The sequence below is a fragment of the Kitasatospora sp. NPDC088861 genome, from assembly GCF_044750105.1.
GTDB lineage: Bacteria > Actinomycetota > Actinomycetes > Streptomycetales > Streptomycetaceae > Kitasatospora.
Genome location: NZ_JBIVJF010000031.1, coordinates 17,807 through 43,261 on the forward strand (window position 1 = coordinate 17,807; position 25,455 = coordinate 43,261).

General features: G+C 73.8%; 21 protein-coding genes and 1 pseudogene. 16 read left to right on the forward strand and 6 right to left on the reverse strand.

Features of this window, described 5'->3' with window-relative positions:
* Positions 1–18 precede the first annotated feature (18 nt).
* From ACIP37_RS32495 to ACIP37_RS32505, 3 genes are all read left to right on the forward strand, one after another.
* Positions 19–1,149, forward strand: coding sequence for an ATP-NAD kinase family protein (locus ACIP37_RS32495; protein ID WP_400807904.1), 1,131 nt, complete (start codon positions 19–21; stop codon positions 1,147–1,149).
* 91 nt (positions 1,150–1,240) lie between these two features.
* On the forward strand, positions 1,241–1,987 hold the full coding sequence (locus ACIP37_RS32500; RefSeq protein WP_363586387.1) for a glucose 1-dehydrogenase: 747 nt from the start codon (positions 1,241–1,243) through the stop codon (positions 1,985–1,987).
* A gap of 49 nt (positions 1,988–2,036) precedes the next feature.
* Positions 2,037–2,690 (forward strand): GntR family transcriptional regulator, encoded by a 654-nt coding sequence (locus tag ACIP37_RS32505; protein ID WP_363586386.1) that lies wholly within the window; start codon positions 2,037–2,039, stop codon positions 2,688–2,690.
* Positions 2,691–2,715: 25 nt separating this feature from the next.
* Here ACIP37_RS32505 and ACIP37_RS32510 read toward each other — a convergent pair whose 3' ends face one another.
* Positions 2,716–3,453 (reverse strand): MgtC/SapB family protein, encoded by a 738-nt coding sequence (locus ACIP37_RS32510; protein ID WP_363586385.1) that lies wholly within the window; start codon positions 3,451–3,453, stop codon positions 2,716–2,718.
* Between the two features lie 113 nt (positions 3,454–3,566).
* A complete protein-coding gene (locus ACIP37_RS32515) occupies positions 3,567–4,226 on the reverse strand; it encodes a ScbR family autoregulator-binding transcription factor (protein ID WP_363586384.1) in 660 nt (219 codons plus the stop codon).
* 114 nt (positions 4,227–4,340) lie between these two features.
* Here ACIP37_RS32515 and ACIP37_RS32520 point away from each other — a divergent pair, with 114 nt between their 5' ends.
* A complete protein-coding gene (locus ACIP37_RS32520; protein ID WP_400807910.1) occupies positions 4,341–5,282 on the forward strand; it encodes a ScbA/BarX family gamma-butyrolactone biosynthesis protein in 942 nt (313 codons plus the stop codon).
* A 250-nt stretch (positions 5,283–5,532) separates the two neighbouring features.
* On the forward strand, positions 5,533–6,225 hold the full coding sequence (locus tag ACIP37_RS32525; RefSeq protein ID WP_363586382.1) for an HAD family phosphatase: 693 nt from the start codon (positions 5,533–5,535) through the stop codon (positions 6,223–6,225).
* Between the two features lie 217 nt (positions 6,226–6,442).
* On the opposite strand, the pseudogene dhaL reads toward ACIP37_RS32525, so the two are convergent.
* Together dhaL and ACIP37_RS32535 are read right to left on the reverse strand one after the other, a co-directional pair.
* Positions 6,443–7,099, reverse strand: a pseudogene (gene dhaL, locus ACIP37_RS32530) (dihydroxyacetone kinase subunit DhaL); the annotation flags it as partial.
* Positions 7,096–8,133 carry a dihydroxyacetone kinase subunit DhaK gene (locus tag ACIP37_RS32535; RefSeq protein WP_063345848.1) on the reverse strand — a complete coding sequence of 346 codons (1,038 nt, stop codon included), beginning with the start codon at positions 8,131–8,133 and terminating at the stop codon, positions 7,096–7,098. The pseudogene dhaL and the gene ACIP37_RS32535, both read right to left, overlap by 4 nt.
* A gap of 587 nt (positions 8,134–8,720) precedes the next feature.
* Here ACIP37_RS32535 and ACIP37_RS32540 point away from each other — a divergent pair.
* The 4 genes from ACIP37_RS32540 to ACIP37_RS32555 are packed head-to-tail and all read left to right on the forward strand — an operon-like array spanning position 8,721 to position 14,261.
* A complete protein-coding gene (locus ACIP37_RS32540; RefSeq protein WP_363586380.1) occupies positions 8,721–10,439 on the forward strand; it encodes an ABC transporter substrate-binding protein in 1,719 nt (572 codons plus the stop codon).
* A gap of 32 nt (positions 10,440–10,471) precedes the next feature.
* Positions 10,472–11,545 (forward strand): ABC transporter permease, encoded by a 1,074-nt coding sequence (locus ACIP37_RS32545; protein WP_400807914.1) that lies wholly within the window; start codon positions 10,472–10,474, stop codon positions 11,543–11,545.
* Positions 11,542–12,531, forward strand: coding sequence for an ABC transporter permease (locus ACIP37_RS32550; RefSeq protein ID WP_363622942.1), 990 nt, complete (start codon positions 11,542–11,544; stop codon positions 12,529–12,531). The genes ACIP37_RS32545 and ACIP37_RS32550 overlap by 4 nt, the downstream gene beginning before the upstream one ends.
* A gap of 11 nt (positions 12,532–12,542) precedes the next feature.
* Positions 12,543–14,261 carry an ABC transporter ATP-binding protein gene (locus ACIP37_RS32555; protein ID WP_400808145.1) on the forward strand — a complete coding sequence of 573 codons (1,719 nt, stop codon included), beginning with the start codon at positions 12,543–12,545 and terminating at the stop codon, positions 14,259–14,261.
* A gap of 66 nt (positions 14,262–14,327) precedes the next feature.
* Here the strand turns inward: ACIP37_RS32555 and ACIP37_RS32560 are convergent, their stop codons facing one another.
* A complete protein-coding gene (locus ACIP37_RS32560) occupies positions 14,328–14,855 on the reverse strand; it encodes an NUDIX hydrolase family protein (protein ID WP_350884975.1) in 528 nt (175 codons plus the stop codon).
* Positions 14,856–15,141: 286 nt separating this feature from the next.
* Between ACIP37_RS32560 and ACIP37_RS32565 the strand changes: the two genes are divergently transcribed.
* From ACIP37_RS32565 to ACIP37_RS32585, 5 genes are all read left to right on the forward strand, one after another.
* Positions 15,142–15,960, forward strand: a complete 819-nt coding sequence (locus ACIP37_RS32565; protein WP_363586377.1) for an AfsR/SARP family transcriptional regulator — start codon at positions 15,142–15,144, stop codon at positions 15,958–15,960.
* Between the two features lie 91 nt (positions 15,961–16,051).
* A complete protein-coding gene (locus ACIP37_RS32570; RefSeq protein WP_363586376.1) occupies positions 16,052–16,840 on the forward strand; it encodes an SDR family NAD(P)-dependent oxidoreductase in 789 nt (262 codons plus the stop codon).
* Between the two features lie 62 nt (positions 16,841–16,902).
* Positions 16,903–19,206, forward strand: a complete 2,304-nt coding sequence (locus ACIP37_RS32575; protein ID WP_400807917.1) for a condensation domain-containing protein — start codon at positions 16,903–16,905, stop codon at positions 19,204–19,206.
* A 196-nt stretch (positions 19,207–19,402) separates the two neighbouring features.
* Positions 19,403–20,530, forward strand: coding sequence for a hypothetical protein (locus ACIP37_RS32580; protein ID WP_400844980.1), 1,128 nt, complete (start codon positions 19,403–19,405; stop codon positions 20,528–20,530).
* Positions 20,531–20,801: 271 nt separating this feature from the next.
* Positions 20,802–21,278, forward strand: a complete 477-nt coding sequence (locus tag ACIP37_RS32585) for an SRPBCC family protein (protein ID WP_400807922.1) — start codon at positions 20,802–20,804, stop codon at positions 21,276–21,278.
* A gap of 138 nt (positions 21,279–21,416) precedes the next feature.
* Here the strand turns inward: ACIP37_RS32585 and ACIP37_RS32590 are convergent, their stop codons facing one another.
* On the reverse strand, positions 21,417–23,012 hold the full coding sequence (locus tag ACIP37_RS32590) for an FAD-dependent monooxygenase (protein ID WP_400807925.1): 1,596 nt from the start codon (positions 23,010–23,012) through the stop codon (positions 21,417–21,419).
* 76 nt (positions 23,013–23,088) lie between these two features.
* Here ACIP37_RS32590 and ACIP37_RS32595 point away from each other — a divergent pair, with 76 nt between their 5' ends.
* Entirely contained in the window at positions 23,089–23,631 is a 543-nt protein-coding gene (locus tag ACIP37_RS32595; protein ID WP_400807928.1) for a CGNR zinc finger domain-containing protein, read from the forward strand.
* A gap of 753 nt (positions 23,632–24,384) precedes the next feature.
* Positions 24,385–25,254 (forward strand): type II CAAX endopeptidase family protein, encoded by an 870-nt coding sequence (locus ACIP37_RS32600; protein WP_363586370.1) that lies wholly within the window; start codon positions 24,385–24,387, stop codon positions 25,252–25,254.
* Positions 25,255–25,455: the final 201 nt, after the last annotated feature.

Genomic DNA, 25,455 nt, shown 5'->3' on the forward strand with positions numbered 1-25,455 from the left:
GGCCCCACCATCGGGCTCGTGGTCAACCCGGTCGCCGGACTCGGCGGCCGGGTCGGCCTCAAGGGCAGCGACGGCGCCGAGGTCCAGCAGCGGGCCCGCACCCTCGGCGCCCGGCCGGCCGCGACCTCCCGCACGGAGCTGATGCTCCGTCAATTTGCTGTGCTCGCAACGCACTCGACCTTGCTCACGGCGGCCGGGCCGATGGGTTCGGACGCGGCGCGGGCGGCCGGCCTCGACGCGACGGTGGTCCACCGGCCCACCGGCCCGGGCACCACGGCGGCGGACACCCGCGCGGCCGTCCGCGCCCTCGTCGCGGCCGGCGCCGGCCTGCTGCTGTTCTGCGGCGGCGACGGCACGGCCCGCGACGTCCTCGACGCGCTCGGATCGCTCGGCCCGCTCGGTGCGGAGCCAGGACCGCCCGTCCTCGGCATCCCGGCCGGGGTCAAGATGCACTCCGCGGTCTTCGCCGTCCACCCCCGCGCCGCCGCCGAGGTGGCCGCGGCCTGGGTGGGCGGCGGCGTCCGGCTGGCGTCCGCCGAGGTCGTGGACCGCGACGAGGCGGCGCTACGGGAGGGCCGGGTGTCCGCCCGCCTGCACGGGTGGCTGACCGTCCCGGTCCTGCCCGCCCGGGTCCAGCAGCGCAAGACCGGCAGTTCCGCCGCCGACCCCGAGGCGCTGGGCGGCATCGCCGCCGAGGTCGCCGAACGCGTCGGCCCCGGCGGGCTGCTCGCCCTCGGCCCGGGCGGCACGACGCACGCCGTCGCCACCGCGCTCGGCGCGGCGGACGCCTGTCTGACCGGCGTGGACGTGCTCCGCCTCCAACCGGGCGGCGGCGCTCGGGTCGTGATCCGCGATGCCCGGGCCGACCAGCTGCTGGCCCTGCCCGCCGCCCCGTGGATCGCGCTCTCGCCGATCGGCGGCCAGGGCTTCCTGCTCGGCCGCGGCAACCAGCAGTTCACCCCCGAACTGCTGCGCGCCACCGGCCGCGAGCGGCTGCTCGTCCTCGCCACCGAGGCGAAGCTCGCCGCCCTCGCGGGCCGCCCGCTGCTGCTGGACACCGGTGACCCGGAGCTGGACGATGCCCTGTCCGGGCACGTCCGGGTGATCACCGGTCGCCACGCCAGCGCCGTCTACCGCCTGACCGCCTGACCGGCCCGACCATCTGACCAGCCGGGCCGGCCGGACCTCCTGAGACCCGCCCCCCTGAGACCTCCTGAGACCCCCTAAAGAGGAGCCCCCAGTGATCGACCTCCACGGCAAGCGCGCCATCGTCACCGGCGCCGCCTCCGGCATCGGCCGGGCCACCGCCGCGCTGCTGGCCGAACTCGGCGCGGCCGTCGTCCTCGCCGACCTCGACGCCGACCGCGGCGAACGGGCCGCCAAGGAGACCGGCGGCACCTTCGTCCGCTGCGACGTCTCCCAACGCGCCGACTGCGAACGGGCCGTACGCACCGCCGTCGACCTGCACGGCGGCGTCGACGTGCTGTTCAACAACGCCGGGATCATCCGCCGGTCCACCGTCTGCGACATCGCCGACGACGACTGGGACCTGGTGATGGCCGTCAACGTCCGCTCCGTCATGCTGCTCAGCGGGCTGGTCGTGCCGCTGATGGCCGCGAACGGTGGCGGCAGCATCATCAACACCGGCTCCGGCTGGGGCATCCGGGGCGGCGGCCGGGCCGTCTCCTACTGCGCCTCCAAGGGCGCCGTCGTCAACATGACCCGGGCCATGGCCATCGACCACGGCCCCGACAACATCCGCGTCAACTGCGTGTGCCCCGGCGACACCAACACCGGTATGCTCGCCGAGGAGGCCCGCCAGCTCGGCGAGAGCCCGGACGCCTTCTACGCCGACGCCGCCGACCGACCGCTCGGCCGCATCGGCCAGCCTCGGGACATCGCCCAGACGGTCGCCTTCCTCGCCAGTGACGCCTCCACGTTCGTCAGCGGCGCGATCATCGCCGTGGACGGCGCCGGGACCGCCTGACCAGTCACCCGGCCGGTACGCTACGGACCGAGGAAGAAGGGAAAGCCCGATGGCGATCGAGCGGCGTCCGCTGCGCGAACAGGTGAAGGACGAACTCCTGGAGCGGCTGGGCCACGGCCGGTTCACCCCCGGCGAGTCGATCAACGAGGTCCACCTCGCGGAGGAACTGGGCGTCAGCCGCACCCCGTTGCGCGAGGCGCTGATCAGTCTGGAGCGCGAAGGCATCATCACCAGCGAGCGCGGCAAGGGCTTTCGCTTCGCACCCACCGGCCGGCAGGAGTTCCTCGACCTCACGGCCATCCTGATCGCCCTGGAGTCGCTGGCGCTGCGGACCTCCGACCGCGCGTACCTCTCGGCCATCGCGCCCCGGCTGCTGGCGGAGGCCCGCGCCTTCTCCGCGCCCCAGGCCCCGCACGGCACCATAGAGCGCTACGACGACGCCTGGCACGCGCTGTTGCTCTCCGGCTGCTCCAACACCCGGCTGCGCGAGCTGATCGACTCGCTCAAACTCACCCTCCACCGCTACGAGCGGGTGGTCGTCGGCGACCACGAGATCCTCGAACGCGCCGCCGAGGAGCACGAGCGGATCGCCCAGTGCCTCCTCGACGACGACGTGGAGCAGGCCGTCGCCGCCCTGGAGGCGAACTGGACCAGCGGCATGGAACGGATCATGGAGCGCCTGCCGGCCCTCGGCGCCCGCTGACGCGCTCTCCCCCGCGGCCGGGACGTCACTCCTCGTCGGACCGGCCGCGGACGCAGGTCAGCACTCCGGCCACGGCCGCGATCTGCGCGGTGAGCCCGCCTGCGTCGCCCTGCCCCTGCACCGACAGGGCGACCTCGACGGGCTTCTCGGAGACCTCGCCGGGGAGCTCCCCGTCCGTGCCGGACAGCGTGCGCAGCTCGAAGACGGCGAAGCCGGCCCGGGTGCACTGGTCCAGCACGTCCCGCAGCACCCCCCTGCCCGGACGGTAGACGATGCGGTACGAGACCGGCGGCCGGTGCAGCGCGGGCAGGCGGTTGAGCAACGGCCTGATCGCGTAGGACGCGAGGAAGTACGCCGCGACGGTCAGCGCCGCGAGCAGCGGCAGGCCCGCGGCCGCGGCGGAGCCCACCGCCGCGGTGAGCCAGATCGTGGCCGCCGTCGTCAGGCCCTGCACCCAGCCCCGGTGCACGAAGATCACCCCGGCGCCGATGAAGCCCAGCCCCGACACGATCTGCGCGGCCATCCGCGACGGGTCCAGCTCGACGGTGCCCGCGCGCACCACGTCGGCGAAACCGTACTTGCTCACCAGGGTGAACAGCGCCGCGCCGCTGCCCACCGTCGTGTACGTCCGCAGGCCCGCGGACTTCTGGCGGATCTGCCGCTCGACCCCGATCAGGCCGGAGAGCAGGAAGGCGAACAGGAACTCCAGTACCTGGACCGACCCCTGACCGGACGGCCCGGCCGCCCATTGAACCGCTGCCATAGCCCTGACGCCTCTTCTCCGCCGCACCGCCGGCCCCGGACGTGGTGATTCATGCTAGGGCCCGGTGCCCGGCGGCGTGGCCTCCTCCCGGCAGGCCGGGGGTCGATTCCGCGTCAATTCCCGGCGAGTCCCCACCCGTCGGCGCGCACGGACGGCCTGGGCCGGACCGAGGCGAGCAGGGCGGCCGGGTCGGGATTCTTCTGGAGGCCCGGCAGCAGCAGTTCCCACAGGTCGCACAGGCGCTCCTCGATGGTGCGCCGTCCGTCGATCGCGTCGGAGACGGTGTGCAGCCCGAAGAACGCGCAGATCACGCCGTGGGCCGCGGTCGACGGGTCGACCCGGGCGGCGAGCTCGCCCTCGCTGCCCGCCCGTTCGAGCAGGACGCGGACGGTGTCGATCCACCCCACGAACGGCACCGGGAGGTCGGCGTCGATGGCCGCGCGCTCGGACCAGAGCCGGGCGCCGGCCCTGACCACGACGTCGTCGCGGAAGGCCCGCGCCACCGCGAAGCTCAGCCGGACGAGTTGCTCCAGCGCCGGCACCGGCGTGCGGGTGTGGCGCGCGACGAGCTCCGGCCAGGTGGCGAAGTGCGCTTCGATCACGGCGCGGGCCAGGTTCTCCTTGCTGGTGTAGTGGAAGTAGATGGCCCCGCTCGTCCTGCCGGAGGCCGCGCTGATGTCGCTGATGCTGGTGCCCGCGTACCCGCGTTCGTCGAACAATCGCGCAGCTGATTCGAGGACTGACCTCCGTGTCGTCTCCGCCCGATTCTGCACGCGCCTCTGCCTTTTCAAGATCACCTCGGCTTTTCGCACGCACTGTAGTGATCCGCGGGCCGGATCGCCAACTGACGACATGCGAAACCAAGGGGATTGATATTTTCTGTAAATATGAAGATGCTGGATTTCCTCCCCTCCTCGGCGGCCCGGCATCCTGCCCGACCGCTCAGCTGGTCCCGCACGGTCCCCCGTGAACTGGTCCACCGCGCCGCCGTGGCGGAGGTGCTGCTGACCGACGTCCGGGCCCGAGGCGGCGACCGCTTCGAGGCGGCGGCCCAGTGGCCCCGCTCCCACCCCACCTTCCCGCGCGGACGCGGGGAGCGGCACGACCCGCTGATCGCCGTGGAGACCGCCCGCCAGCTGGGCATCTACCTGCCGCTGCGCCACTACGGCGTACCGGCCGACACGCACCTGCTGATCACCGACGTGTCCTGCCGGGTCGACCCGGCGGCCGAGCCGCGCGGCGACGGCCCGGCGGCGGTCCTCTGCCGGGCCCTGGTGCACGACCTGCGGACCTCGGCCGAAAACCACCGGCCCACCGGCATGCGGCTGCGGGTCGACTGCTCCGCGCGGGGAGTGGTGTTCGCCCGGATCGAGGGCGGCACGCGCTTCGTCGAACGGCCCGCCTACCCGGCCCTGCGCGGCACCGCGCTGGCCGGGGACCCCGCGGACTCCGGCCCGCCCCCCGACCCCCCGTCACCGGCGGAGGTCGGCGTCGCCCTGCCCTCCGACGTGCTGGTGACGCGCGCGGCCGGTCGTTCGTGGGCGGATGGCCCCCTCCTGATCTGCCCGGCCGATCCGGCGCACCCGTTCTTCTTCGACCACCCGTCCGACCACATGCCCGGCATGGTGCTGCTGGAGGCGGCCCGGCAGGCCGCGGCACTGCGGAGCGCGGGGCGGCTGTCGCACCCCGTCGACTACCGGATGAAGGCCGTGCGGTTCACCGAGTTCGCCCCCCTCCCGGAAGTCGGCATCACCGAGTACGAGCATTTGTGTGTTTTTCATATTCGTCAGAACGGTCATATCACCGCCGTGGGGTCGTTGGGCTATTGAAGTAAAGACCCGGCAAATCTAGGGCCGCCAAGTTTGACCGCGAAACATATCGATCGTAACGTTGCGATCGTTATGTTCCGGGTCGTTTTCTCCGGCCCGGACGCCGATGCGCGTCGTTTTGCCGCGCTCCAGATTCCGGCCCCGGACAGGTCGGCAAGCGGCGACGGCCCCAGGCCGTGGCCGCCCCCCCTCGTCCCGACGCGCACCCCGGCGAATCCCACAGAGCCAATCCCACCTGAAGGGCGTAGGCATGACCGTGGAGAGAATCAACGACTGGACCCCTGCAGCCGTCGTCTTCGACTGCGACGGCACGCTGATGGACACCGAGTCGCACTGGCACGAGGCCCGTGCGGAGGTGCTGCGGGGCTACGGACTCACGGCCGGACCGGAGTTCACGGCGCGCGCGGCCGGGCTGCACTACTCGGACTGCGGGCGGCTGATGGCCGAGACCGCCGGCGACCCCTCGCTGGCGCCGGAGCTGACCGACCGGCTGCTGGCGAGCTTCCGGGCGCTCGTCGACGCCGACCCGGTCCCGATGCCGGGCGCGGCCGAACTGGTCGGCCGGCTCAGCGGGTTCGTCCCGCTGGCGGTCGCCAGCAACTGCCCGCGCGACGTGATCGAGGCCGGACTCGGCGGCGCCGGACTGCTCGAACACTTCGAGCACATCGTGGTCCCGGCCGAGGGGATCGGGCCCAAGCCGGCGCCGGACGTCTACCTGACCGCCGCCCGGCTCTGCGGCGCCGAGCCCACCGACTGCCTCGCCGTGGAGGACACCTTCTGCGGCATCCGCTCGGCCGTCCTGGCGGGGCTGCGGGTGATCGGTGTCGGACCGCACCCGTCGGCCGAGGCGCGGGACGCGGTCGACCTGTGGGTCGCCACCCTGGGCGAGCCGGGACTGCTCGACTGGGTCCGGCGCCGGAGCGCTCTCGCCCTCACCAGCTGAGCGGCCCCCGGCCGAGCAGCCCCTGGCCGAGCAGCGCCCGGCGGAGCGCAAGCCGGCCGGGGAACCGGCCAGGCGCTCACGGTCCGGCGGGGGCCGGCTCGGGGCCGCAGAGCGGATCGGGCCCGCCGATCGCGGTGTCGGTGGACGCGGTGTCGGTCGGCGCGGTGTCGGTGGACGCGCTGCCGGTGGACGCGCGGTCAGCAGCGCTGTCCTCGCGCAGCACTCCGCCCAGCGTCCGCGGCACCGCGTGCGCCGAGGCGAACAGCAGCGCGATGCCCACGGCGCCCGGGTCGGGCACTCCCGAGGCCCGTTCGCCGAGATAGCTGGCCCGGCCGCGGCGGGCCCGCAGGGCCCTGGTCCGGCGGACGCCCGCCGCGGCGGCGGCGGCGGCCGCCGCGAGGCAGTCGTCCGGGCGGGCATCGGGAGTGCAGCCGCGCAGGGCCAGTGCGGCCGGGTGCAGGGCGTCGACGAGCGTCTTGTCACCCGGCCGCGCCTCCCCCACCCGCTGGACGGCCTCCAGCGCCGCCGTCGCTCCCCGGGCGAGGGCCGGGCCGGTCAGCGGGCCGGTGCCGACGGCCGCCGCCAGCTCCTGGAGCACCAGGCCGAACAGCGGCCCGCTCGTCCCGCCGACCTCGTCCAGGAACGCGCCCGCCGCCGCACCCAGCGGTACCGCCGCGGCCTGGCGCCCCGGTGGCAGCCGGTCCAGCGCGGCCAGGGCGCACCGCACGCCGGTGAGCAGGTTGACGCCGAAGTCGCCGTCCCCGGCGGCCTGGTCGAGCCGGGTGAGCTCCTCCTCGGTGACCGCGACGGTCTCGGCGAACCGCCGCATCCAGCCCGCCGTGAAGAGGCCGTCGAAGGCCTTCGTGCCCGTCATCTCCTGACCTCCTGGTGACCGGGGGCCGGCGCCGATTGCGCGACCGGCCAGGCCGCCGTGTACGCGGGGGCGTCGAGCAGCGCGAGCGTCTGTTCGTCGGCGGCGAGCAGGGTGATCGAGAACCCCCGCATGTCGAGGGCGGTGACGTAGTCGCCGACCAGGCTGCGCGCCAGGCGGCGCCCGCCGGCGTCCAGGACGGCGGCCAGTTCGTACAGGACCGCGTACAGCTCCAGGCCGGTGGTCGCGCCCAGCCCGTTGACCAGCGCGACCAGGGGGGCGCGGGCCGGGCGCAGCGCCTCCAGCAGGCGCAGCGCCATCCGGCCCACCAGGACGGCCAGCGGTTCGCACTCCAGGGAGAGTTCGGCCCGTTCGCCGTGGATGCCGACGCCGAACTCGACCGTCCGGTCCGACACCTCGAAGGCCGGCCGGCCGGTGGCCGGGGAGGTGTGTGCGGCGCCGGCCACCGCGATGCTGCGGCAGCGCCCGGCCAACTCGGCTCCCAGCAGGGAGAGTTCCGCCAGTCCGAGCCCGAGGTCGGCGGCCGCTCCGAGGATCTTCTGCACCAGGACGGTGGCCGCCGTCCCGCGCCGGCCGGCGGCGACGGACTCGGACTCGGAGGCGAGGTCGTCGTCCACCAGGACCCTGGCGCACGGTATGCCCTGGCGGTGCAGCCGTTCGGCCGCGATGCCGAAGTTGATCCGGTCGCCGGTGTAGTTCTTCACGATGTGCAGGACGCCGTCCTCGCCGGCGACCGCGCGCGAGGCCTCGAAGATCTGCCGGTTGTGCGGTGAGGCGAAGATCCGGCCCGGGCAGGCGGCGTCGAGCATGCCCCGGCCGACGAATCCGACGTGCAGGGGCTCGTGCCCGGAGCCGCCACCGGAGAGCAGTCCGACCCGGCGCCCGGGGGCCCGGTCACGGGCGCGGACGAATCCGAGGTCGGGGTCGTGGACGACGAGCGATGGGTGGGCCCGGGCGAATCCGGCGAGTGCGCTCGCCACCAGGGCGTCCTGATCGGTTTCGAGGTAAGGGGCCACGTCCGGCTCCGCTCGGTAGGGCGGCCGCGCTGCGCGCGATCGCCGATCACGTTCACCCATGCTTGGGCAGGCGCCCGCGCGCGGCAACCCGCAGACGGAAGTGCGCGAGGGCCCGGAACGGCCGCCCGGCGGGCGGTTCCGGGCCTTCGGGGCGCCGGCGCCCCGAAGGGTCGCGGCACCCACTCGGGTGATGTCGCGCCCGCCGGTCCGGCGGGCACGGGCCCCGGTTTCCCCCCGCTTCCGCACGATCTCCCGGCGCCCGGGCCGTAATCCGTTCCCGGCGTTCCCGCGGCGGCCGGATGCTATCCGGAGTTTTGACATTCCGCTTAAAGTCATACAGTCTTCTCGGCATGCCTGACCGTCACCCGATCGAGTGCGCCGCCATTGAGCTGGCGCTGATCGGCGTGGCCGCGCACTGCGTTTCCGACAATCTCTGTCGCTGAATCCGCCTGTCCCGACGCGTAGCGGTGATCGCCGCCCCGGGACGTCGCCCCTTCCTGCGGGCGCGGTGCCGCTCACTCTCCTCACGGCCTCACTGTCGCCCGCCTTCCTCCGTACACCATCGGTAGCGAAAGGCCCCCTTTCCGATGTCTCGAACCACCTTCACCCCCCGCCGCCTCGCCGCGGCGACCGTCACCGTCGCCCTGGCCGTCGGAGTGGCGGCGTGCGGACCGAAGGGCGACGGCGGTGGAAGCACCGGCAAGGACGCCGCGCCGCAGCAGGGCGGCACCCTCACCGTCCTCAACCAGAACCCGCAGGACCAGTTCGACCCCGCACGGCTCTACACCTCCGGCGGCGGCAACGTGCCCTCCCTGGTCTTCCGCACCCTCACCACCCGCAACCGGGCCGACGGCGCGGCCGGCACCAAGGTCGTCCCCGACCTCGCCACCGACACCGGCACCCCCTCGGAGGGCGCGACGGTGTGGACGTACCACCTCAAGGACGGCCTGAAGTACGAGGACGGCTCGGCGATCACCACCGCCGATATCAAGTACGGCATCGAAAGGTCATTCGCCCCCGAACTCTCCGGCGGGGCGCCATTCCTGAGGGACTGGCTGGTCGGCGCCGCCGACTACCAGGGCCCGTACAAGGACGGCCGCGGTCTGGACGCGATCGAGACGCCGGACGAGAAGACCATCACCTTCCGTCTCAACAAGCCCGAGGGCGACTTCCCCTACCTGGCCACCCAGACGCAGTTCGCCCCCGTCCCGAAGGCCAAGGACACCGGGACGAAGTACCAGGAGCACCCCGTCTCCTCCGGCCCCTACCAGGTCGTCAAGAACGAGAACGACGGCGCACACCTCGTCCTCAAGCGCAACCCCAACTGGTCCGCGGCCAATGACGACCAGCGCAAGGCGTACCCGGACACCGTCGACGTGCAGTCCGGGCTCGACCCGGCGGTGATCAACCAGCGGCTCTCCGCCGGCACCGGCGCCGACGCGGCCGCCGTCACCACCGACACCAACCTCGGCCCCTCCGAGCTCGCCCAGGTGAAGGACGACAAGGCGCTCGCCGCCCGCGTCGGCACCGGCCACTTCGGCTACGTCAACTACCTGGCGTTCAACCCCAAGGTCAAGCCCTTCGACAACCCCAAGGTCCGGCAGGCCGTCGCCTACGCGCTCAACCGCACCTCGGTCGTCAACGCCGCCGGCGGCTCCTCGCTCGCCGAGGCCGCCACCACCTACCTGCCCGCCCAGGAGACCTTCGGGTACACGCCCTACGACCCGTTCCCGGCCGGCGCCACCGGCAACCCGGAGAAGGCCAGGGAGCTGCTGAAGGAGGCCGGCTACCCGGACGGCCTGACCATCACGCTCACCCACTCCACCGAATCGGGCAAGGGCTACGGCCCGAACCTGGCCACCGCCGTCCAGGACGGCCTGAAGGCGGCCGGGATCACCGTCCAGCTCGACGCCCTGGACTCCACCAGGTACTCCAAGACGATCCACACCGTCAGCACCGAACCCGGCCTCTTCCTCTCCGGCTGGGGCGCCGACTGGCCCTCCGGCGGCCCGTTCCTCGCGCCGATCTTCGACGGCCGGCAGATCGTCACCGACGGCTACAACTTCAACTCCGCGCAGCTGGACGACCCGTCGGTGAACGACGAGATCGACCAGATCAACAAGATCACCGACCACGCCGAGGCGGCCAAGCGCTGGGGTGCCCTGGACAAGCGGATCGGCGACCAGGCCCTGACCGTCCCGCTGTTCCACCCCGTCTACAAGCGGCTGTCGGGCAAGGACGTCCGCAACATCGTCATCAGCGACTGGACCGGCGTGCTCGACATCTCCCAGGTCGCGGTCAAGTAGCGGACGGGATCGGACGGATCGGTCGGACAACCATGGCTCCACAGGAACCCCAGGCCGGGGAGGCCCTCGCGGCCTCCCCGGCCGCCGGGGGCCGGACGGTGTGGCGGCGGCTGCTCGCGCAGCGCGCCGTCCTCGCCGCCGGCCTCGTCATCGCCCTGCTCGCCCTGATCGCGGCAGCGGCACCGCTGCTCAGCGCGATCGAGGGCCAGGACCCCACCAGCTACCACAACGACCTGCTCGACTCGGCGGCCGGCGGGGTGCCCACCGGCTCCTTCGGCGGCGTCAGCGCCGAGCACTGGCTCGGCGTCGAACCCGGCACCGGGCGCGACGTGTTCGCCCGACTGGTCCACGGCGCCCGGATCTCGCTGCTCGTCGCCGTCGGCGCCACCCTCGTCCAGGTCGCCATCGGCGTCCTGCTCGGCCTCGCCGCGGGCCTCGGCAGCCGGCTGCTCGACCAGCTGATCGGCAACACCACCGAGGTGATGCTCGCGCTGCCCTCGCTGGTCTTCGCCATCTCGCTGATGGCGGTCGTGCCCTCCGACTTCCCCCGCCCGCTCCTGCTGACCCTGGTCATCGGGCTGCTCGGCTGGGCCGGCACCGCCCGGCTGGTCCGGGCGCAGACGCTCAGCCTCCGCCAGCTCGACTACGTGGCCGCGGCCCGGCTCGCCGGCGCCACCCGCTGGCGGATCGCCCGCCGGGAGCTGCTGCCGTCCCTGGCCGCGCCGGTCATCACCTACGCCGCGGTGCTGCTGCCGTCCAACGTGATCGCCGAGGCCGGGCTGTCCTTCCTCGGCGTGGGCGTCAAGCCGCCGACCTCGTCGTGGGGCCAGATGCTCTCCGGCGCGACCACCTGGTTCCGCGCCGACCCGATGTACGTGCTGCTCCCGTCCGCGTTGCTGTTCGCCACGGTGCTCGCCTTCACCGTGCTCGGCGACGCCGTCCGCACCGAGCTCGACCCCCGCGCGGCCTCCCGGCTGCGGGTCGGAACGGCGCGCGGCGCCGGCTCGTCGGGCAGCGGACCGTCGGGCACCGCATCGCCGGGCAGCGGCACGCCGGACCCCGCCCGCCCCGGCCCGTCGGCCGCCACCGAGGAGGCCACCGCATGACCCGCTTCCTGCTCCGCAGGGCCATCGGCATGGTCGGCGTCCTGCTCGCCATCTCGCTGATCGTCTACGCGGTCTTCTACATCGCCCCCGGCGACCCCGCCCAGCTGGCCTGCGGCGAGAAGTGCAGCCCCGCCCAGGTCCTCCAGGTGCGCGAACGCCTCGGCCTCGACGCACCGGTCTACCTCCAGTACGCCCACTTCCTCCAGGGCGTCGTCGCCGGCCGCGACTTCAGCGCCGGGACGGGCCTGCTGCACTGCCCGGCGCCGTGCCTGGGCGTCTCCTACCGCAGCGGCGAGCAGGTCACCGACATGATCGCCGCCCGGCTCCCGGTGACGGCCTCGCTGGCACTCGGCGCGATGGTGCTCTGGCTGGCCCTCGGGGTCGGCACCGGGCTGCTCTCCGCGCTGCGCCGGGGCCGGCTCAGCGAGCGGCTGCTGACCGCGCTGACGCTGGCCGGCAACTCCATCCCGGTCTTCGTCATCGGCCTGGTGCTGCTCATCGTCCTGTGCGCCCAGCTCCAGTGGCTGCCGTTCCCGAGCTACGTACCGCTCACCGAGGACCCGCAGCAGTGGTTCTGGGGCCTGCTGCTGCCCTGGGTCTCGCTCGCGCTCATCGAGTCCGCCAAGTACGCCCGGCTGACCCGCTCGTCCATGCTGGAGACCCTCGCCGACGACCACATCCGGACCTTCCGGGCGTACGGCGTCAGCGAGCGGCGCCTGGTGACCAGGCACGCGCTGCGCGGCGCGCTCACCCCGGTGATCGCGCTCACCGCCATGGACCTCGGGACGATGTTCGGCTCCGCCGTGCTGACGGAGTCGCTGTTCGGGCTCCCGGGGCTCGGCAAGCTGCTGGTCAGCTCGGTCAGCCTGATCGACCTGCCGACCGTCGTCGGCCTCACCCTCGTCACCGGGTTCGCCGTGGTCCTCGCCAACGTCGTCGCGGACGTGCTCTACGCGGTGACCGATCGAAGGGTGGTCCTGACGTGAGCGCCAAACCCCTGGCTCCTCCCCTGGTCGACGTCCGGGATCTCGTCGTCGACTTCCCGGTCGGCGACGGGCACGTACGCGCCGTCGACGGCGTGGGCTTCACCCTGGAGGCCGGGCAGGCGCTCGGCATCGTCGGCGAGTCCGGGTCGGGCAAGAGCACCGTCGCCTACGGACTGCTCGGCCTGCACCGCGGCACCGGCGCCCGGGTCGGCGGCTCCGTCCGGGTCGCCGGCATCGACGCCGTCACCGCCGAGGGCGACGAACTGCGGCGGCTGCGCGGCGGGTTGGCGGCCATGGTGTTCCAGGACCCGCTCTCCGCCCTCGACCCGTACTACGCCGTGGGCGACCAGATCGCCGAGGTCGTACGGGTCCACCGGGCCGTCTCCCGCCGGGCCGCCAGGGCCCGCGCCGTCGAGGTGCTCGGCCGCGTCGGCATCCCCGACCCGGGACGGCGCTCGCGGTCGCGCCCGCACGAGTTCAGCGGCGGCATGCGCCAGCGGGTGCTGATCGCGATGGCCCTGGCCTGCGAGCCGCGGCTGCTGGTCGCCGACGAGCCCACGACCGCGCTGGACGTCACCGTCCAGGCCCAGATCCTCGACCTGCTGCACGAGTTGCGGGCCGAGACCGGGGCCGGGCTGGTCCTGGTCACCCACGATCTGGGGGTGGTCGCCGGGAGCGTCGACCGGGTGCTGGTGATGAAGGACGGCCGGGCGGTGGAACACGGCCCGGTCACCGAGGTGCTGGGCGCGCCGCGCGAGCCGTACACCCGCGCGCTGCTGTCGGCGGTGCCCCGGGTCGACGCTCCGGGCGCACCGACCGGGCCCGCCGGGCCTGCCGGTTCTGCCGGGCCTGCCGCAGGCACCGCCGCCGACGGAGCCGCCGGGCGCACCGACGGCGACGTCCTGCTCGAAGCCACCGACCTGCGCCGTGAGTTCGCCACCCGCGGCGGCCTCACCCGGCGCGCGGCCCCCGTGGCCGCCGTGGACGGCGTCTCGCTCACCGTGCACGCGGGCGAGACGCTGGGCATCGTCGGCGAGTCCGGCTCCGGCAAGACCACACTCGGGCGGATGCTGGTCCGGCTGCTGGAGCCGACCGGCGGCCGGCTCCACTACCGCGGCCGGGACATCGGAGCGCTCGGGGAGAACGAACTGCGCCCACTCCGGCGGGAGTTGCAGATGGTCTTCCAGGACCCGGTGTCCTCGCTCAACCCGCGCCGCAGCATCGGGGAGTCCATCGCCGACCCGCTGCGCATCGCCGGTGGGAGCGACGAGCGCCGCATCCGCGCCCGGGTCGGCGAGCTCCTCGAACGGGTGGGCCTCGACGCCGACTGGTACCACCGCTATCCGCACGAGTTCTCCGGCGGACAGCGCCAGCGGGTCGGCATCGCGCGGGCGCTCGCACCGCAGCCGCGACTGATCGTCTGCGACGAGCCGGTCTCCGCACTGGACGTCACCACCCAGGCCCAGGTGGTCGCGTTGCTCGGCGAGTTGCAGCGCGACCTCGGCCTCGCGCTGGTCTTCATCGCCCACGACCTCGCCGTGGTCCGGCAGGTGAGCGACCGGGTCGCGGTGATGCGGGCCGGGCGGATCGTGGAGCAGGGCGACGCCGACGCCGTGTACGACTCCCCCCAGCACGCGTACACCAAGGGCCTGCTGGCGGCCGTGCCGGTGCTGGACCCGGTCGAGGCGACCGCCCGGCGCAACGCGCGCCTGGCATCCGCCGGAGCCTGACCGACGCCCTGACCAGCTCCCGGCCGGGGCCCGCACCTCACCCGGTGCGGGCCCCGGCCGGAGTGCTCAGCTCAGGCAGCCGACGTGCGCCAGGGCCCGCTTGAGCAGCGCCCCCTGACCGCCGGGCATGTCCTGCTGCACCAGCGGGGAGGCGGCCTCCTGCGGGCTGAACCAGACCAGGTCGAGCGCGTCCTGGCGCGGCCGGCAGTCGCCGGCCACCGGCACGACGTACGCCAGCGACACCGCGTGCTGACGCGGGTCGTGGAACTCGGTGATCCCCAGGGTCGGGAAGTACTCGGCGACCGTGAACGGTTGCAGCGAGGCCGGGATCCGGGGCAGCGCCACCGGGCCGAGGTCCTTCTCCAGGTGCCGCAGCAGGGCGTCGCGGATCCGCTCGTGGTGCAGCACCCGGCCGGAGACCAGCGTGCGGCTGACCGTCCCGTCCGGTCCGATCCGCAGCAGGAGGCCGATCTGGGTGACCTCGCCGGCGTCGTCGACGCGGACCGGCACGGCCTCGACGTACAGGATCGGCATCTTGGCGCGGGTGGTCTCTAGTTCCTCGGGGGCGAGCCAGCCTGGCGTGGTTTCCGTCATGTCAGCCATTCGCCGATCGTACGTTCCCGGGCCCCGTCCGCGCCGGGCGCCCCGCCCGTCACACCGTCGAGCGCCGACCCGCCGCACCGGCCCGCCGCACCGCTCCGCCCGGAGGCGCCCCACCAGAGCGCCCGGAACCGCGCTCGACGGGCACTTGAGGAATCCGGCCCCCACCCCTCGGCCCAACTAGGGTGCGACGCGTCCGCCCCACCATTCCGTCGACCCGAACAAGCAGCCGAATGACGCCCACCCGAGCGGACGCCCCGCGCCCGAGAGGAGAACCGCCATGCACCTCAAGGTCCTCGGCCCCCTCACCGCCGACCTCAACGGCATCTCCGTCGTCCCCACCGCCGCCAAGCAGCGCCAGATCCTGGCCCTCCTCGCGCTCTACCCGAACCGCATCCTGCCCACCGCCACCCTGATCGAGGAGATCTGGGGCGACGACCCGCCCAGACAGGCGCTCACCACCATGCAGACGTACATCCTGCAACTGCGCCGCCGGATCACCCACGGCCTCGGGCCGACCCCGCACATCACCGCCAAGGACATCCTGACCACCCGGCACGGCGGCTACCAGCTCACCACCCACCCGGACAACCTCGACGTCCACACCTACAGCCTGCTCACCACCCAGGGGCAGCACGCCTTCAACCACGGCCACGACCACCAGGCCGCCACCCACTTCCGGCAGGCCCTCGCGCTCTGGCACGGCCCGGCCCTGGTCGACGTGCGGCCCGGGCCGATCCTCGCCATCGAGATCATGCGCCTGGAGGAGAGCCGCCTGATCACCCTGGAACGCCGCATCGACACCGACCTGCGGCTCGGCCGGCACAACGAGCTCATCCCCGAACTCACCCACCTCACCCACCAGCACCCGCACCACGAGGGCCTGCACGCCCAGGCCATGGTCGCGCTCTACCGGGCCGGCCGGCAGACCACCGCCCTCGCCACCTACCACCACCTGCGGCACCGCCTCACCACCGAGCTCGGCATCCAGCCCTCCCCGCACCTGCAACACCTGCACCACGCGATCCTCACCCTCGACCCCACCCTCAACACCCCGACCACGGCCCACCCGACCACCTACAACCTCTACCCGGCCTGAGCTCCCGCCCCGACCACCCCACCGACCCCCGACCACCGACCACCCACCACCGGCCCGAGCTCCCAGCCCGCCCTCACCCCCAGGACCCGCCATGACCACCGCACCCGAGCAACCCCTCGCCCTGATCACCGGCGGCACCCGCGGGATCGGCCTCGCCATCGCCCGCGAGCTCGGCAGCCGCGGCCACCGCCTCTTCATCTGCGCCCGCACCGGCCCGCACATCACCGACGCGCTGGCCACCCTGCGCGGCGAGGGCCACCAGGCCGACGGCACCACCTGCGACGTGCGCGACCCCACCCAGGTCAGCGCGCTGATCCGGCACGTGGTGGCCGAGCACGGCCCGATCACCGTGCTGGTCAACAACGCCGGCCGCACCGGCGGCGGGCCGATCGCCACCACCACGGACGACCTCTGGTACGACGTCATCGACACCAACCTGAACGCCGTCTTCCTGGTCACCCGGGAGACCCTCAAGCACGGCCACCTCACCGGCACCGCGCACCCGCGGATCATCAACATCGCCTCCACCGCCGGGAAGCAGGCCGTCACCCTCGGCGCCCCGTACACCGCGAGCAAGCACGCCGTGATCGGCTTCACCCGGGCACTCGCCAAGGAACTGGCCCCGACCGGCACCACCGTCAACGCCATCTGCCCGGGCTACGTGCACACCCCGCACACCACCCGGATCCACCACGAGTACGCCACCGCCTACAACACCACCCCCGAGACCATCCACCAGCACTTCCAGACGCACATCCCGCTCGGCCGCTACACCACCCCGGAGGAGGTCGCCTCGCTGGCCGGCTACCTCACCTCCCCGACCGCCGCCAGCATCACCGCCCAGGCGCTGAACGTCTGCGGCGGCCTCGCCACCCAGTAACCCCGGCGCAACCCTGGCCGGCCCACGGGAAGGAACCGGGCTCCGGTGCCCGCTGATCAGCGATGACGAACCGTCACTTCTCCAGCGCACCCGTCACCCTGCTGGTGGCCGGCGCCCCGTCGCCCGAGCCCTGCCTGCCCGCCGCCCGTCCGCCGAGACGGCTCGACACCGGGGCGGTCAACGCCGCGCTGGCCCGCACCGCCACCCGCCGGTGGCGTCCGCCGCAGCCGCGCGGGGCCGGCCGGCCCCCGGAGTTCCTGCTGGTCGAGCTGCAACAGGCGTACGAGGCCGACGTGCTGCGCGCCGCCCTGCGCGCCGTCGACGGGGCCAGTCCCACGCCCCAGGACCGGGCGGACGCGCTCTGGGAGCGCACGGTGGACGGCCCCGACGGGCTCGACCGGGTCCTGGCCGACCTCGGACGCGCCCTCGCCGCCGGAGCGCGGCTGCGCGCCGTCCTGGTCGAGGACCGCCGGGACGGCCTCCGGCGCCTGTTCGTCGGCATCGCCGCCGGACCGTCCGCGCGCGCCGCCGAACTCGTGGAGCGGCTGCGGGAGGCGCTGGCGCACCCGCCGGAGCCCGTCACGGTGCCGACCAGCGCGCTGCAACGGGAGATGCTGCGCCAGGTCATCGGGCGCGCCGACCACGGCGGGCGGCACGTCGAACAGCTGTCCTGGAACTGGCACGGGCCGCTGGACACCGACCGGTTCACCGCCGCCTGGCAGTCCGTGTTCGACCACGAGACGGTGCTGCGCGCCGCCTTCGACTGGGACGACACCGCCGGCGACCCCTGGATGGTGCTGCACGAACGGGCCGTCCCCGAAGTCACCCGGCACCCGCACGGCGCGGTCGGCTGGGACGACCTGCTGGAAACCGACCGGCACCGCGGCTTCGACCTGCGCCGACCCGCCCTGCTGCGCGCCACCCTGCTCGACTCCGGCCCGCAGGACCAGGACGAGGGACCGGCCACCCGGGTCCTGCTCACCTACCACCACGCGATGCTCGACGGCTGGAGCGTGCGGCTGCTCCTCCAGGCCTTCTACCGCGCCTACCTGACCGGCGGCGTCCTGCCCGGCGGCGAGCGCCGCCCCGACGTCCGCGACCACGCCCGCTGGCTCGACGCCCAGGGAAGCGACGCCGCCCGGCAGTTCTGGGCCACCCGGACCGCCGCCGGCGCCGTCCTCCCGCTCGCCCCCGACCCGACCCGGCGCGGCAGCGGACGCGCCCGGCGCCGGCTCACCCCGTACGAGGCGGTCCGGCTGCGCGGCTGGGCGGCCGCCTGGGGGGCGGGCGAGAGCAGCGCCCTCCAGGCCGCCTGGGCACTGCTGCTCTACCGCGCGGCGCAGTCCCGCGAGCACCGACCGGCCCGGGCGGTGCGGGTCGGCTTCGCGGTGACGGTCTCCGGACGGGGCATCCCGCTGGACGGCATCGACCGGCTGCCCGGCGCGCTGCGCAACCCGCTGCCGATCTCCGTCCGGGTGCACCCGGGCACGACGGTGCCGCAACTGCTCGCGGCCCTGCGCGACGGCGTGCTCGACCTCGCCGCCTACGAGTGGGTCTCGCCCGGACAGGCCCACCGCTGGAGCGCCACCCCGCGCGGGCAGCGGCCGCACAGCCTGGTCGTCCTGGAACACCAGCCGACCGCCCCGCACCACCTGCGGCTGGAGACCGACCTGGCCGCGCACGGCATCCACGTGGAGAACCCCGTACCGGCCGGCACCTTCACCTCGTACCCGATCACCCTCGCCGCCCACTACGACGCCACCGGCGGACTCGTCCTCACCACCACCCACGACCGCGCCCTGCTGGCCGACCGGGACGCCGTCGAACTCCTCAGCCAGAGCGCCCACCTGCTGCGCACCTTCCCCGACCTGCCGAGCGGCCTCAGCACCACGGAGGTGCTGCGCTCCACCCTCGCCGGACACCCCGCTCCCCGACCCGGCGGGCCCGCCGACCACCCGCCGGCCTCGGACGCGCCGACGGACGGCCCGGCCGTCCGGCTGGAGGTGCTGCGCCGGGCCGCCCGCCCGGGCGCGGGCTGGGTGCTGCTGCTGCCCCCGCCCGACGCCCCGCACACCCGCTACCCCGGCACCGCGCGCGGCTGGCCGGGGCCGCAGGCGCTCGGCGTGCTCCGCCCGGCCGCCGGCCCGCCCTCACCGGCCGCCTACCGCCCGGTCCTCGCCCCGCTGCTGGAGTCCCCGGCCCCGGTCGCCCTGGTCGCCGCGCCCGGCAGCGGCGTCACCGCCTACGAGGTCGCCCGGCTCGGCCCGCCGGCCCGCCCCCCGCTGGTCGTCCTGCTCCCCGACGACGCCGCCCCGTCCGACCTGTTCGCCCTGGCCCCCCTCCTCGGCGGCACGCCCCCGCCGTGATCCGCGCCCGACGCCCGATCGTTCCCATCAGCCGGACGAGTGACCAGGGCGCGTGGCTCGCCCCCACGGCCGAATTGGGTCACTTAGCGTCACCAGCATGATCTGGCTCGCCCGTAGAACCGCCCTTGCCTGCCTCGGCCTGCTCATCGCAAGTCTGTGGTTGGCCGTCCCCACGACGGCGTCCGCGGCACCGACGTTGACCCAGCTGGATATCGCCGGCAACTGCTCGCTGTCCTTCTCCGACACCGACGCTTCCGGAGTCGCCTACTTCATCGTCGAGCCGATCGGGACCTCGGGCGATCCCTGCCAGTTTCAGCTCACCGGCCCGCAGGGCACCCAAGTCGCGGACGTCACCGTGACCGGTGACCCGGCAGTCGTGTACGTCGGCGCCGCAGGCACGTACAGCGAACTGCTCACGGACGTCACCCAGGGCTCGACGGCCGGGTTCTCCAACCCGACGGTGACGGGCAGCCCGGCGCTGCCCGCGCTCCCGGCGGGCGAGGCGAGCAGTGGCGGGTGTTCCAAGGCGCTGCAACAGCGCACCGTGGCCGGCGCGGTGGTGCCGCAGTACGCCACCGGGTGGAACATCGTCTCCAGCGACAGCGGCGGCGCCTGCACCAACCAGGTCGGGGCGGTCGGCACCAACCCCTCGGGAACGGTGACCGGCACCACGGTGCAGGTCGCCATCCCCGACCCGTTCGGCCTGTCGCTGGCCAAGTCGGCGACCGCCGGCGGAGCCCCGATCACCACGGCGCAGGTCGGCCAGACCGTCACCTACCAGTACACCGTCACCAACACCGGCCCCGTGCCGTGGACGGCGGTCGCGGTCGACGATCCGCTCCCGGGGCTGTCGTCGATCAGCTGCCCCGGCACACCCCTCGCAGCCGGGCAGAGTCAGACCTGCCAGGCCACCTACACCCCCTCCGCGGCGGACGGAAGCGCCGGATCGGTCACCAACACCGCCACGGCCTCCGGCGTCGACGGGACCAGGCCGTTCGCCACGGGAGCCACGGTCACCTCGGGCCCCGCCACCGCCCGACTGAACATCACCACCGCCAGCCCGTCCCCGTCCCCCTCACCGTCGGCGTCCCCCTCCTCCTCACCGTCGCCGTCGGCCTCCCCCTCGCCCTCCACGACCACCGCGCCGCCGTCGCCGTCGCCGTCGCCCTCCACGACCACGACCACCACGCCCGCGACCGGGCCTGAACTGCCCGAGACCGGAGCACACGTCGGCCCGGCAGCGTGGATTGCCGCCGCCCTCATCGCCACGGGGGCGGGTGCCGCCTGGTTCGGCAGGCCGAGGCCGCGACGCCGACGCCGCTGACGGCACGAGGACATCCGCGGACCCCTCTCACTCCGCCATCGGGCCTGCCAGGCCCTCCCAGACGGGTGAGGGGGGTTCGGCCACGCCCCGGCGGGGACGTGAACGTGGCGGGCGGGTCAGCTCCCGGAGTGCCCGGACCGGTGCACTGGTGCACTGGTGCGCCGGTTCGCAAAGGCCTGGCCGCGATCTCCCTGATCGGCCGCGACCTGCTGGCGAAGGACGCCAGGCTCCGTCTTCAGCACCTGCGGTGCGGCGGACCCTAAGGTGAGGCATGGCCCGCTTCGTCCTGACCCGCCGTTCGCCGCTGCCCCCTGCCGTCTGCTGGGAGCGGCTGACCGCCTGGCCCCGGCACGGGGACCGGGTGCCGTTCACCCGGGTCACCGTGGTGCGGGGCGGTGGCGGGCAGGCGGGGGACGCCATCCTGGCCCGGACGGTCATCGGGCCGTTCCGGTTCGACGACCCGATGGAGATCGTCGGCCTGGCCGCCCCCGCACCCGGGCGCGACGGGCTGTGCCGGCTGGAGAAGCGGGGCCGGCTGGTGCTCGGCTGGGCCGAACTGCGCGTGCGAGCCCCCGGCCAGGACACCGGGCAGACCGGGGAGACCGGCGGATCCGAGGTGACCTGGACGGAGGAACTCCGGGTCGCGCGCCTGCCCGCGGCACTCGACCCGCTCGTGGCCCGCGCCGGACGCCTGGTCTTCGGCCGGGTGCTGGACCAGCTGCTGGAGGCGGGACCCCGTACGGCCTGACGTCGCGCCAGAGCCGGTACTGCCGGCGGACGTACCCGCGCGGGTCGTCGTCGACCGTGACGCGGTCGTACTCCGCCGGCATTCGGTGACGGTCCCGGCCAGTGGCGTCGGGTCGGCCGGTGGCCTCGGGTCGGCCGCCTACGCCGACAGGATCCGCCGCAGGACTTCCCGCAACTCGGCGTCGCCGGCGGGCGGGTGGGGCGCCTGCCAGGCGATGTGGCCGTCGGGGCGGGTGAGGAGCGCGCCGGTGGCGGGGAGGCCGGAGAGGCCGGGCCAGTCGGCTGCGGGCAGTGGCCGCAGCACGACGGGCAGACCTGCCGCTGCGGCGGTGTCGGCCTGGCGTTGCCAGGCGGGGTCGCCGGTGGGTGTGAGCAGGGTGAAGCCGGGGCCGACGAGGTCGAGCGTCGACGCCGCCCCGGGGAGTCCGGCCAGGCGCAGGTGCGGGAGGCGGCCACCGGGCCCGCCGTCGGGGTGCTCGCCGTCCGGGTCCAGCGGCGGGCGGGCGGGTGCGTCGGGGTCGGCGTGGACGGCGGTGGAGCGGTAGGCCGCCGTGAGCAGCAGTTCGTCGTCGATCCGGTAGCCGGTGCGGGCGCGGGAGTTGGCGAGGGACAGGTCGATGACCTGGCTGGCGACGGGGCGGCGCTCGGCCTGGTAGGTGTCCAGCAGCGCTTCGCCGGCCGACCCGGCCACGACCGCGGCGAGCTTCCAGGCCAGGTTGTCGGCGTCGCCGATGCCGGTGTTCATGCCGTGTCCACCGGTGGGGGGCGTCACATGGGCCGCGTCGCCCGCGATCAGGACCCGTGACCGGCGGTAGGTGTCGGCGAGTTGGGCGTCCAGCCGCCAGGTCTGGGTGTCCCGGACGGTGACGTCGAGGTCGGGCAGTCCGGCGGCGTCGCGCACCAGCCGGGCCAGCTGCCGGTGGTCGCCGAGGAGGTCGGCAAGGTCGTCGCGCCCGGGGTCGTAGGGGTGCTGGTAGATCCAGTGCCGGTCGTTGTCCACGGCCAGGAAGCCGCCGCGGCCGGGCTCGGTGAGGAAGTAGGACGCGCTGGCCCGGTCGGCGACGACCTCGCCGAGCGGCGCCTCGAAGCGGATGCTGAGGAAGTGGCCGAGGCCGGTCGGCCCTGCCATGGCGATCCCGGCGCCGGTGCGGACGGTGCTCGCTGCGCCGTCGCAGCCGATCAGCCAGTCGGCGCGCACGGTGTGCCGGTCGCCGGTGGCCCGGTCCTCCAGCACCGCGTGCACGCCCTCGCCGCCGCCGGCGGAGGCGCCGACGGCGGCGGGCTCGGTGAACTCGGTGAACTCGGTGAAGGAGAGCAGCCGGGTGGCGAACCGTACGCCGTCCGGCGCGAGTTCACGGGCCCGGCGCAGCAGCACGGCCTCCAGGGCGTCCTGCGAGCAGATGAGCCCCGGCGACGGGGTGCGCTCGGCGCCGCCGTCCGGGGCGCCGGCCACGCCGGTGCGTACGAAGTCCGGGTCGACGAGGTCGCGGCCACGGTAGAAGAAGACGTGCGAGGCCGGGAGCCCGGCCTGCCGGATGTCGGCTTCCAGTCCGAGCCTGCGGAAGATCTCCATCGAACGCGCGGACACGCCACGGGCCTTGGGGTGGCGGGAGGTGCCCTGGTGCGCCTCGACGAGCAGGTGCGGCACGCCGTGCCCGGAGAGGAGGAGCGACATGGTCAGGCCGACCGGGCCTGCGCCGACGATCAGGACGGACGTCGTTGCCGGGAATCGCATGCCACTCCTTCGTAACGCCTAATCTTTGATTTCGACGTTACCATGGGGTGCGCAAACGATCGGAAGGGGCGTACCCATGACCCAGGACCACGACGGCGGCAACCCCCGCGGCCTCCACTTCGTCACCGAGCTCGCGAACACCGTCCGCGCCGACCCCGAGGCGGGCGCCGCCGATCTGCAAGCCCTCCTGGAACGCCACGGAGGCCCGCCCTTCCGCCTCACCGACGCCGACGCCCGGGAGCTGCGCGAAGCCGCCGCCCCGCTGATCGGCATCCTCGCCCTCCACGACGAGGACGAGGCGGCCGAAGCGATCAACACCCTGCTCGACCACTACCCGGCCCGCCCCCGCCTCGTCCGCCTCCCCGGCCGCCCCTGGTCGATGCACACCCAGGCGCCCCCGGCCGCCGGCCTCACCCACTGGCTGCTCTCCACCTCCGCCCTGGCCCTCGGCCTGTGGCTCAGCGAGCGCGGCACCTGCGCCTGGGGCGAGTGCGCCGCCCCCGACTGCGACCGGTTCTTCATCGACACCGGCCGCCGCACCCCGCAGCGCTTCTGCACCCCGCGCTGCGCCACCCGGGTGCGGGTCGCCGCCCACCGGGCCCAGCGCGCCACCGACTGACGGCCCGCCGGCGCGCCCCTCCCCCACCCTTCAGCCGGGTGACGTCGCGGCAGCTGCGGATGGCGACGATGTCCGGGCGATGGCTCGAACCCGGCTACGGCCGTCCCGACCGGCCACCGACTCCTCGTTGGACAGTCCGGCCAGCACCGCGTACGGCACCGTGGGCAACTCCGACAGGTCTGTGGCAGGCCAGGCCCCCCAGCACACCGGTCACCGCACGGGCGGCGGCACAGTCCACGTCACGCAAAGTACCGTGGGCCACCCTGCTTCTGACGAAGGCCGCGTCCAGACGACCCGGCACCTCGCGGGGAGTGAACGTTCATGAGCGTAGGCGTCGCCCGTGGCAGGCAACCCGCGACATCCCGGCCCGTGCGCCCTGGGGCAGGCTCCGTGCACTGCGCGGCAGGCGACTGTTTCCCCGCCAGGAGCCGCCTGGGCTCTGTGGTCCGACCACGGTCCGGCTCCCGACCCGGCTCCCGATCCGGCGCCTGCAACCCGGCACACCTTCACGGCGTCGAAGGGCCCGCGTCAGCAGCCGGCATCGGTCAGCGAGCACCGCACAACCGCAGGAAGCGCCCTGCCCCGCGCCAAGGAAGGCCCCACTGGTGACAGCGGGACCTTTCCTGTTCAAGCGGGCATAGCGGAATATCCCATTAAGGTGCTTGTATACCTTATACAGTACTCCCCCTGTAACGGCATCCGGCTGACGCCGGGGGCTCAGAGTGTGTGGGCTCGGACAGGAGAAGCGGCGGCATGAGCGTGACGAGCAATGACGACGGGCACGAAGTGCCCGTGGCGGTACCGGGCACGAACGACTCCTCCGCTCCGGACCCGCCGGCCGCGGCCGACCACGGCCGACGGCTGACCTGGCTCGGCTACGCCCTGATCGTCATCGTCTACCTGGGCATCATCCAAGGGCTCGGCGCGGCCATTCACGTGGACAACGGGAACTCCCGGAGCCAGTTCCCGACGACCGAGGCGATCGTCCACAACGCGCTGATCCCGATCGGCGCCTCCATCGTGTTCGTGAGCGCGGTGATCACCTGGCTCAGGTGGTGGCCCGCTGTCTTCCGCTACCGCGCACCTGTGCGGCGGTGGGTGCACCTGGTGCCGATCTCGATGATCGTCGCTGCGGTCGCGGGGCTCAACTACGGGCATCTCGCCCAGCAGCAGGCGTCGCTGGTGGTGTGCCTGCTGGTGCTCGGGGTGTTCGTCGGGGTCGGTGAGGAGTTGATGTTCCGCGGCGTCGGTGTCCAGGTCTTCCGGCGGGCCGGCCTCAGCGAGGGCCGGACCGCGTTGTTCTCCTCGGTCGTCTTCGGACTGGTCCACGTCAGCAATGCCATCAGCACCGGCCCGCAGGCGATCGGGCAGGCGGTGATCGTGGCGACCTCCGGTTACTTCTTCTACCTGTGTCTGCGCGTCGGCGGGGTCATCCTGCTCCCGATGCTGGTCCACGGCCTGTGGGACACCAGCCTGATCTCGAACCTGGTCGGCCCCGAACCAGGTGTTTCGGTCGGCATGGTCCTGCTCATCGCGCTGCAGATCGCGCTGATCGTCGTACTCATCGTCCGGCGCAAGCGAATCGAACCCTCCGTGGCAGTCGACCAGGGACCGCTGGCGTGATGATCCCGTCGCCGCTCCCGTACGGCGTGGAGCACCCGCACGGGTGAATCGGCCGGCACTCGGCCGCGGGTGTGAACGGCGAAGGGGGACACGCCCTTGCCCGGCGGGTGAGACAGCGGATGTCAATCGGGCGTCAGACTCCGCAGTCCGGCGCTACGACGCGAAGACGCCGATCCGGGCCCCGCCTCCCGCAAAACCCGA

Excerpts from the sequence above, each read along its gene's own strand:
- ACIP37_RS32505 (WP_363586386.1), top strand. The coding sequence starts at position 2,037 with ATGGCGATCGAGCGGCGTCCGCTGCGCGAACAGGTGAAGGACGAACTC.
- ACIP37_RS32525 (WP_363586382.1), top strand. The coding sequence starts at position 5,533 with ATGACCGTGGAGAGAATCAACGACTGGACCCCTGCAGCCGTCGTCTTC.
- ACIP37_RS32590 (WP_400807925.1), bottom strand. The coding sequence starts at position 23,012 with ATGCGATTCCCGGCAACGACGTCCGTCCTGATCGTCGGCGCAGGCCCG.
- ACIP37_RS32565 (WP_363586377.1), top strand. The coding sequence starts at position 15,142 with ATGCACCTCAAGGTCCTCGGCCCCCTCACCGCCGACCTCAACGGCATC.
- ACIP37_RS32545 (WP_400807914.1), top strand. The coding sequence starts at position 10,472 with ATGGCTCCACAGGAACCCCAGGCCGGGGAGGCCCTCGCGGCCTCCCCG.
- ACIP37_RS32560 (WP_350884975.1), bottom strand. The coding sequence starts at position 14,855 with ATGACGGAAACCACGCCAGGCTGGCTCGCCCCCGAGGAACTAGAGACC.
- ACIP37_RS32520 (WP_400807910.1), top strand. The coding sequence starts at position 4,341 with ATGAAGATGCTGGATTTCCTCCCCTCCTCGGCGGCCCGGCATCCTGCC.
- ACIP37_RS32575 (WP_400807917.1), top strand. The coding sequence starts at position 16,903 with ATGACGAACCGTCACTTCTCCAGCGCACCCGTCACCCTGCTGGTGGCC.
- ACIP37_RS32585 (WP_400807922.1), top strand. The coding sequence starts at position 20,802 with ATGGCCCGCTTCGTCCTGACCCGCCGTTCGCCGCTGCCCCCTGCCGTC.
- ACIP37_RS32510 (WP_363586385.1), bottom strand. The coding sequence starts at position 3,453 with ATGGCAGCGGTTCAATGGGCGGCCGGGCCGTCCGGTCAGGGGTCGGTC.
- ACIP37_RS32595 (WP_400807928.1), top strand. The coding sequence starts at position 23,089 with ATGACCCAGGACCACGACGGCGGCAACCCCCGCGGCCTCCACTTCGTC.
- ACIP37_RS32540 (WP_363586380.1), top strand. The coding sequence starts at position 8,721 with ATGTCTCGAACCACCTTCACCCCCCGCCGCCTCGCCGCGGCGACCGTC.
- ACIP37_RS32550 (WP_363622942.1), top strand. The coding sequence starts at position 11,542 with ATGACCCGCTTCCTGCTCCGCAGGGCCATCGGCATGGTCGGCGTCCTG.
- ACIP37_RS32570 (WP_363586376.1), top strand. The coding sequence starts at position 16,052 with ATGACCACCGCACCCGAGCAACCCCTCGCCCTGATCACCGGCGGCACC.
- ACIP37_RS32600 (WP_363586370.1), top strand. The coding sequence starts at position 24,385 with ATGAGCGTGACGAGCAATGACGACGGGCACGAAGTGCCCGTGGCGGTA.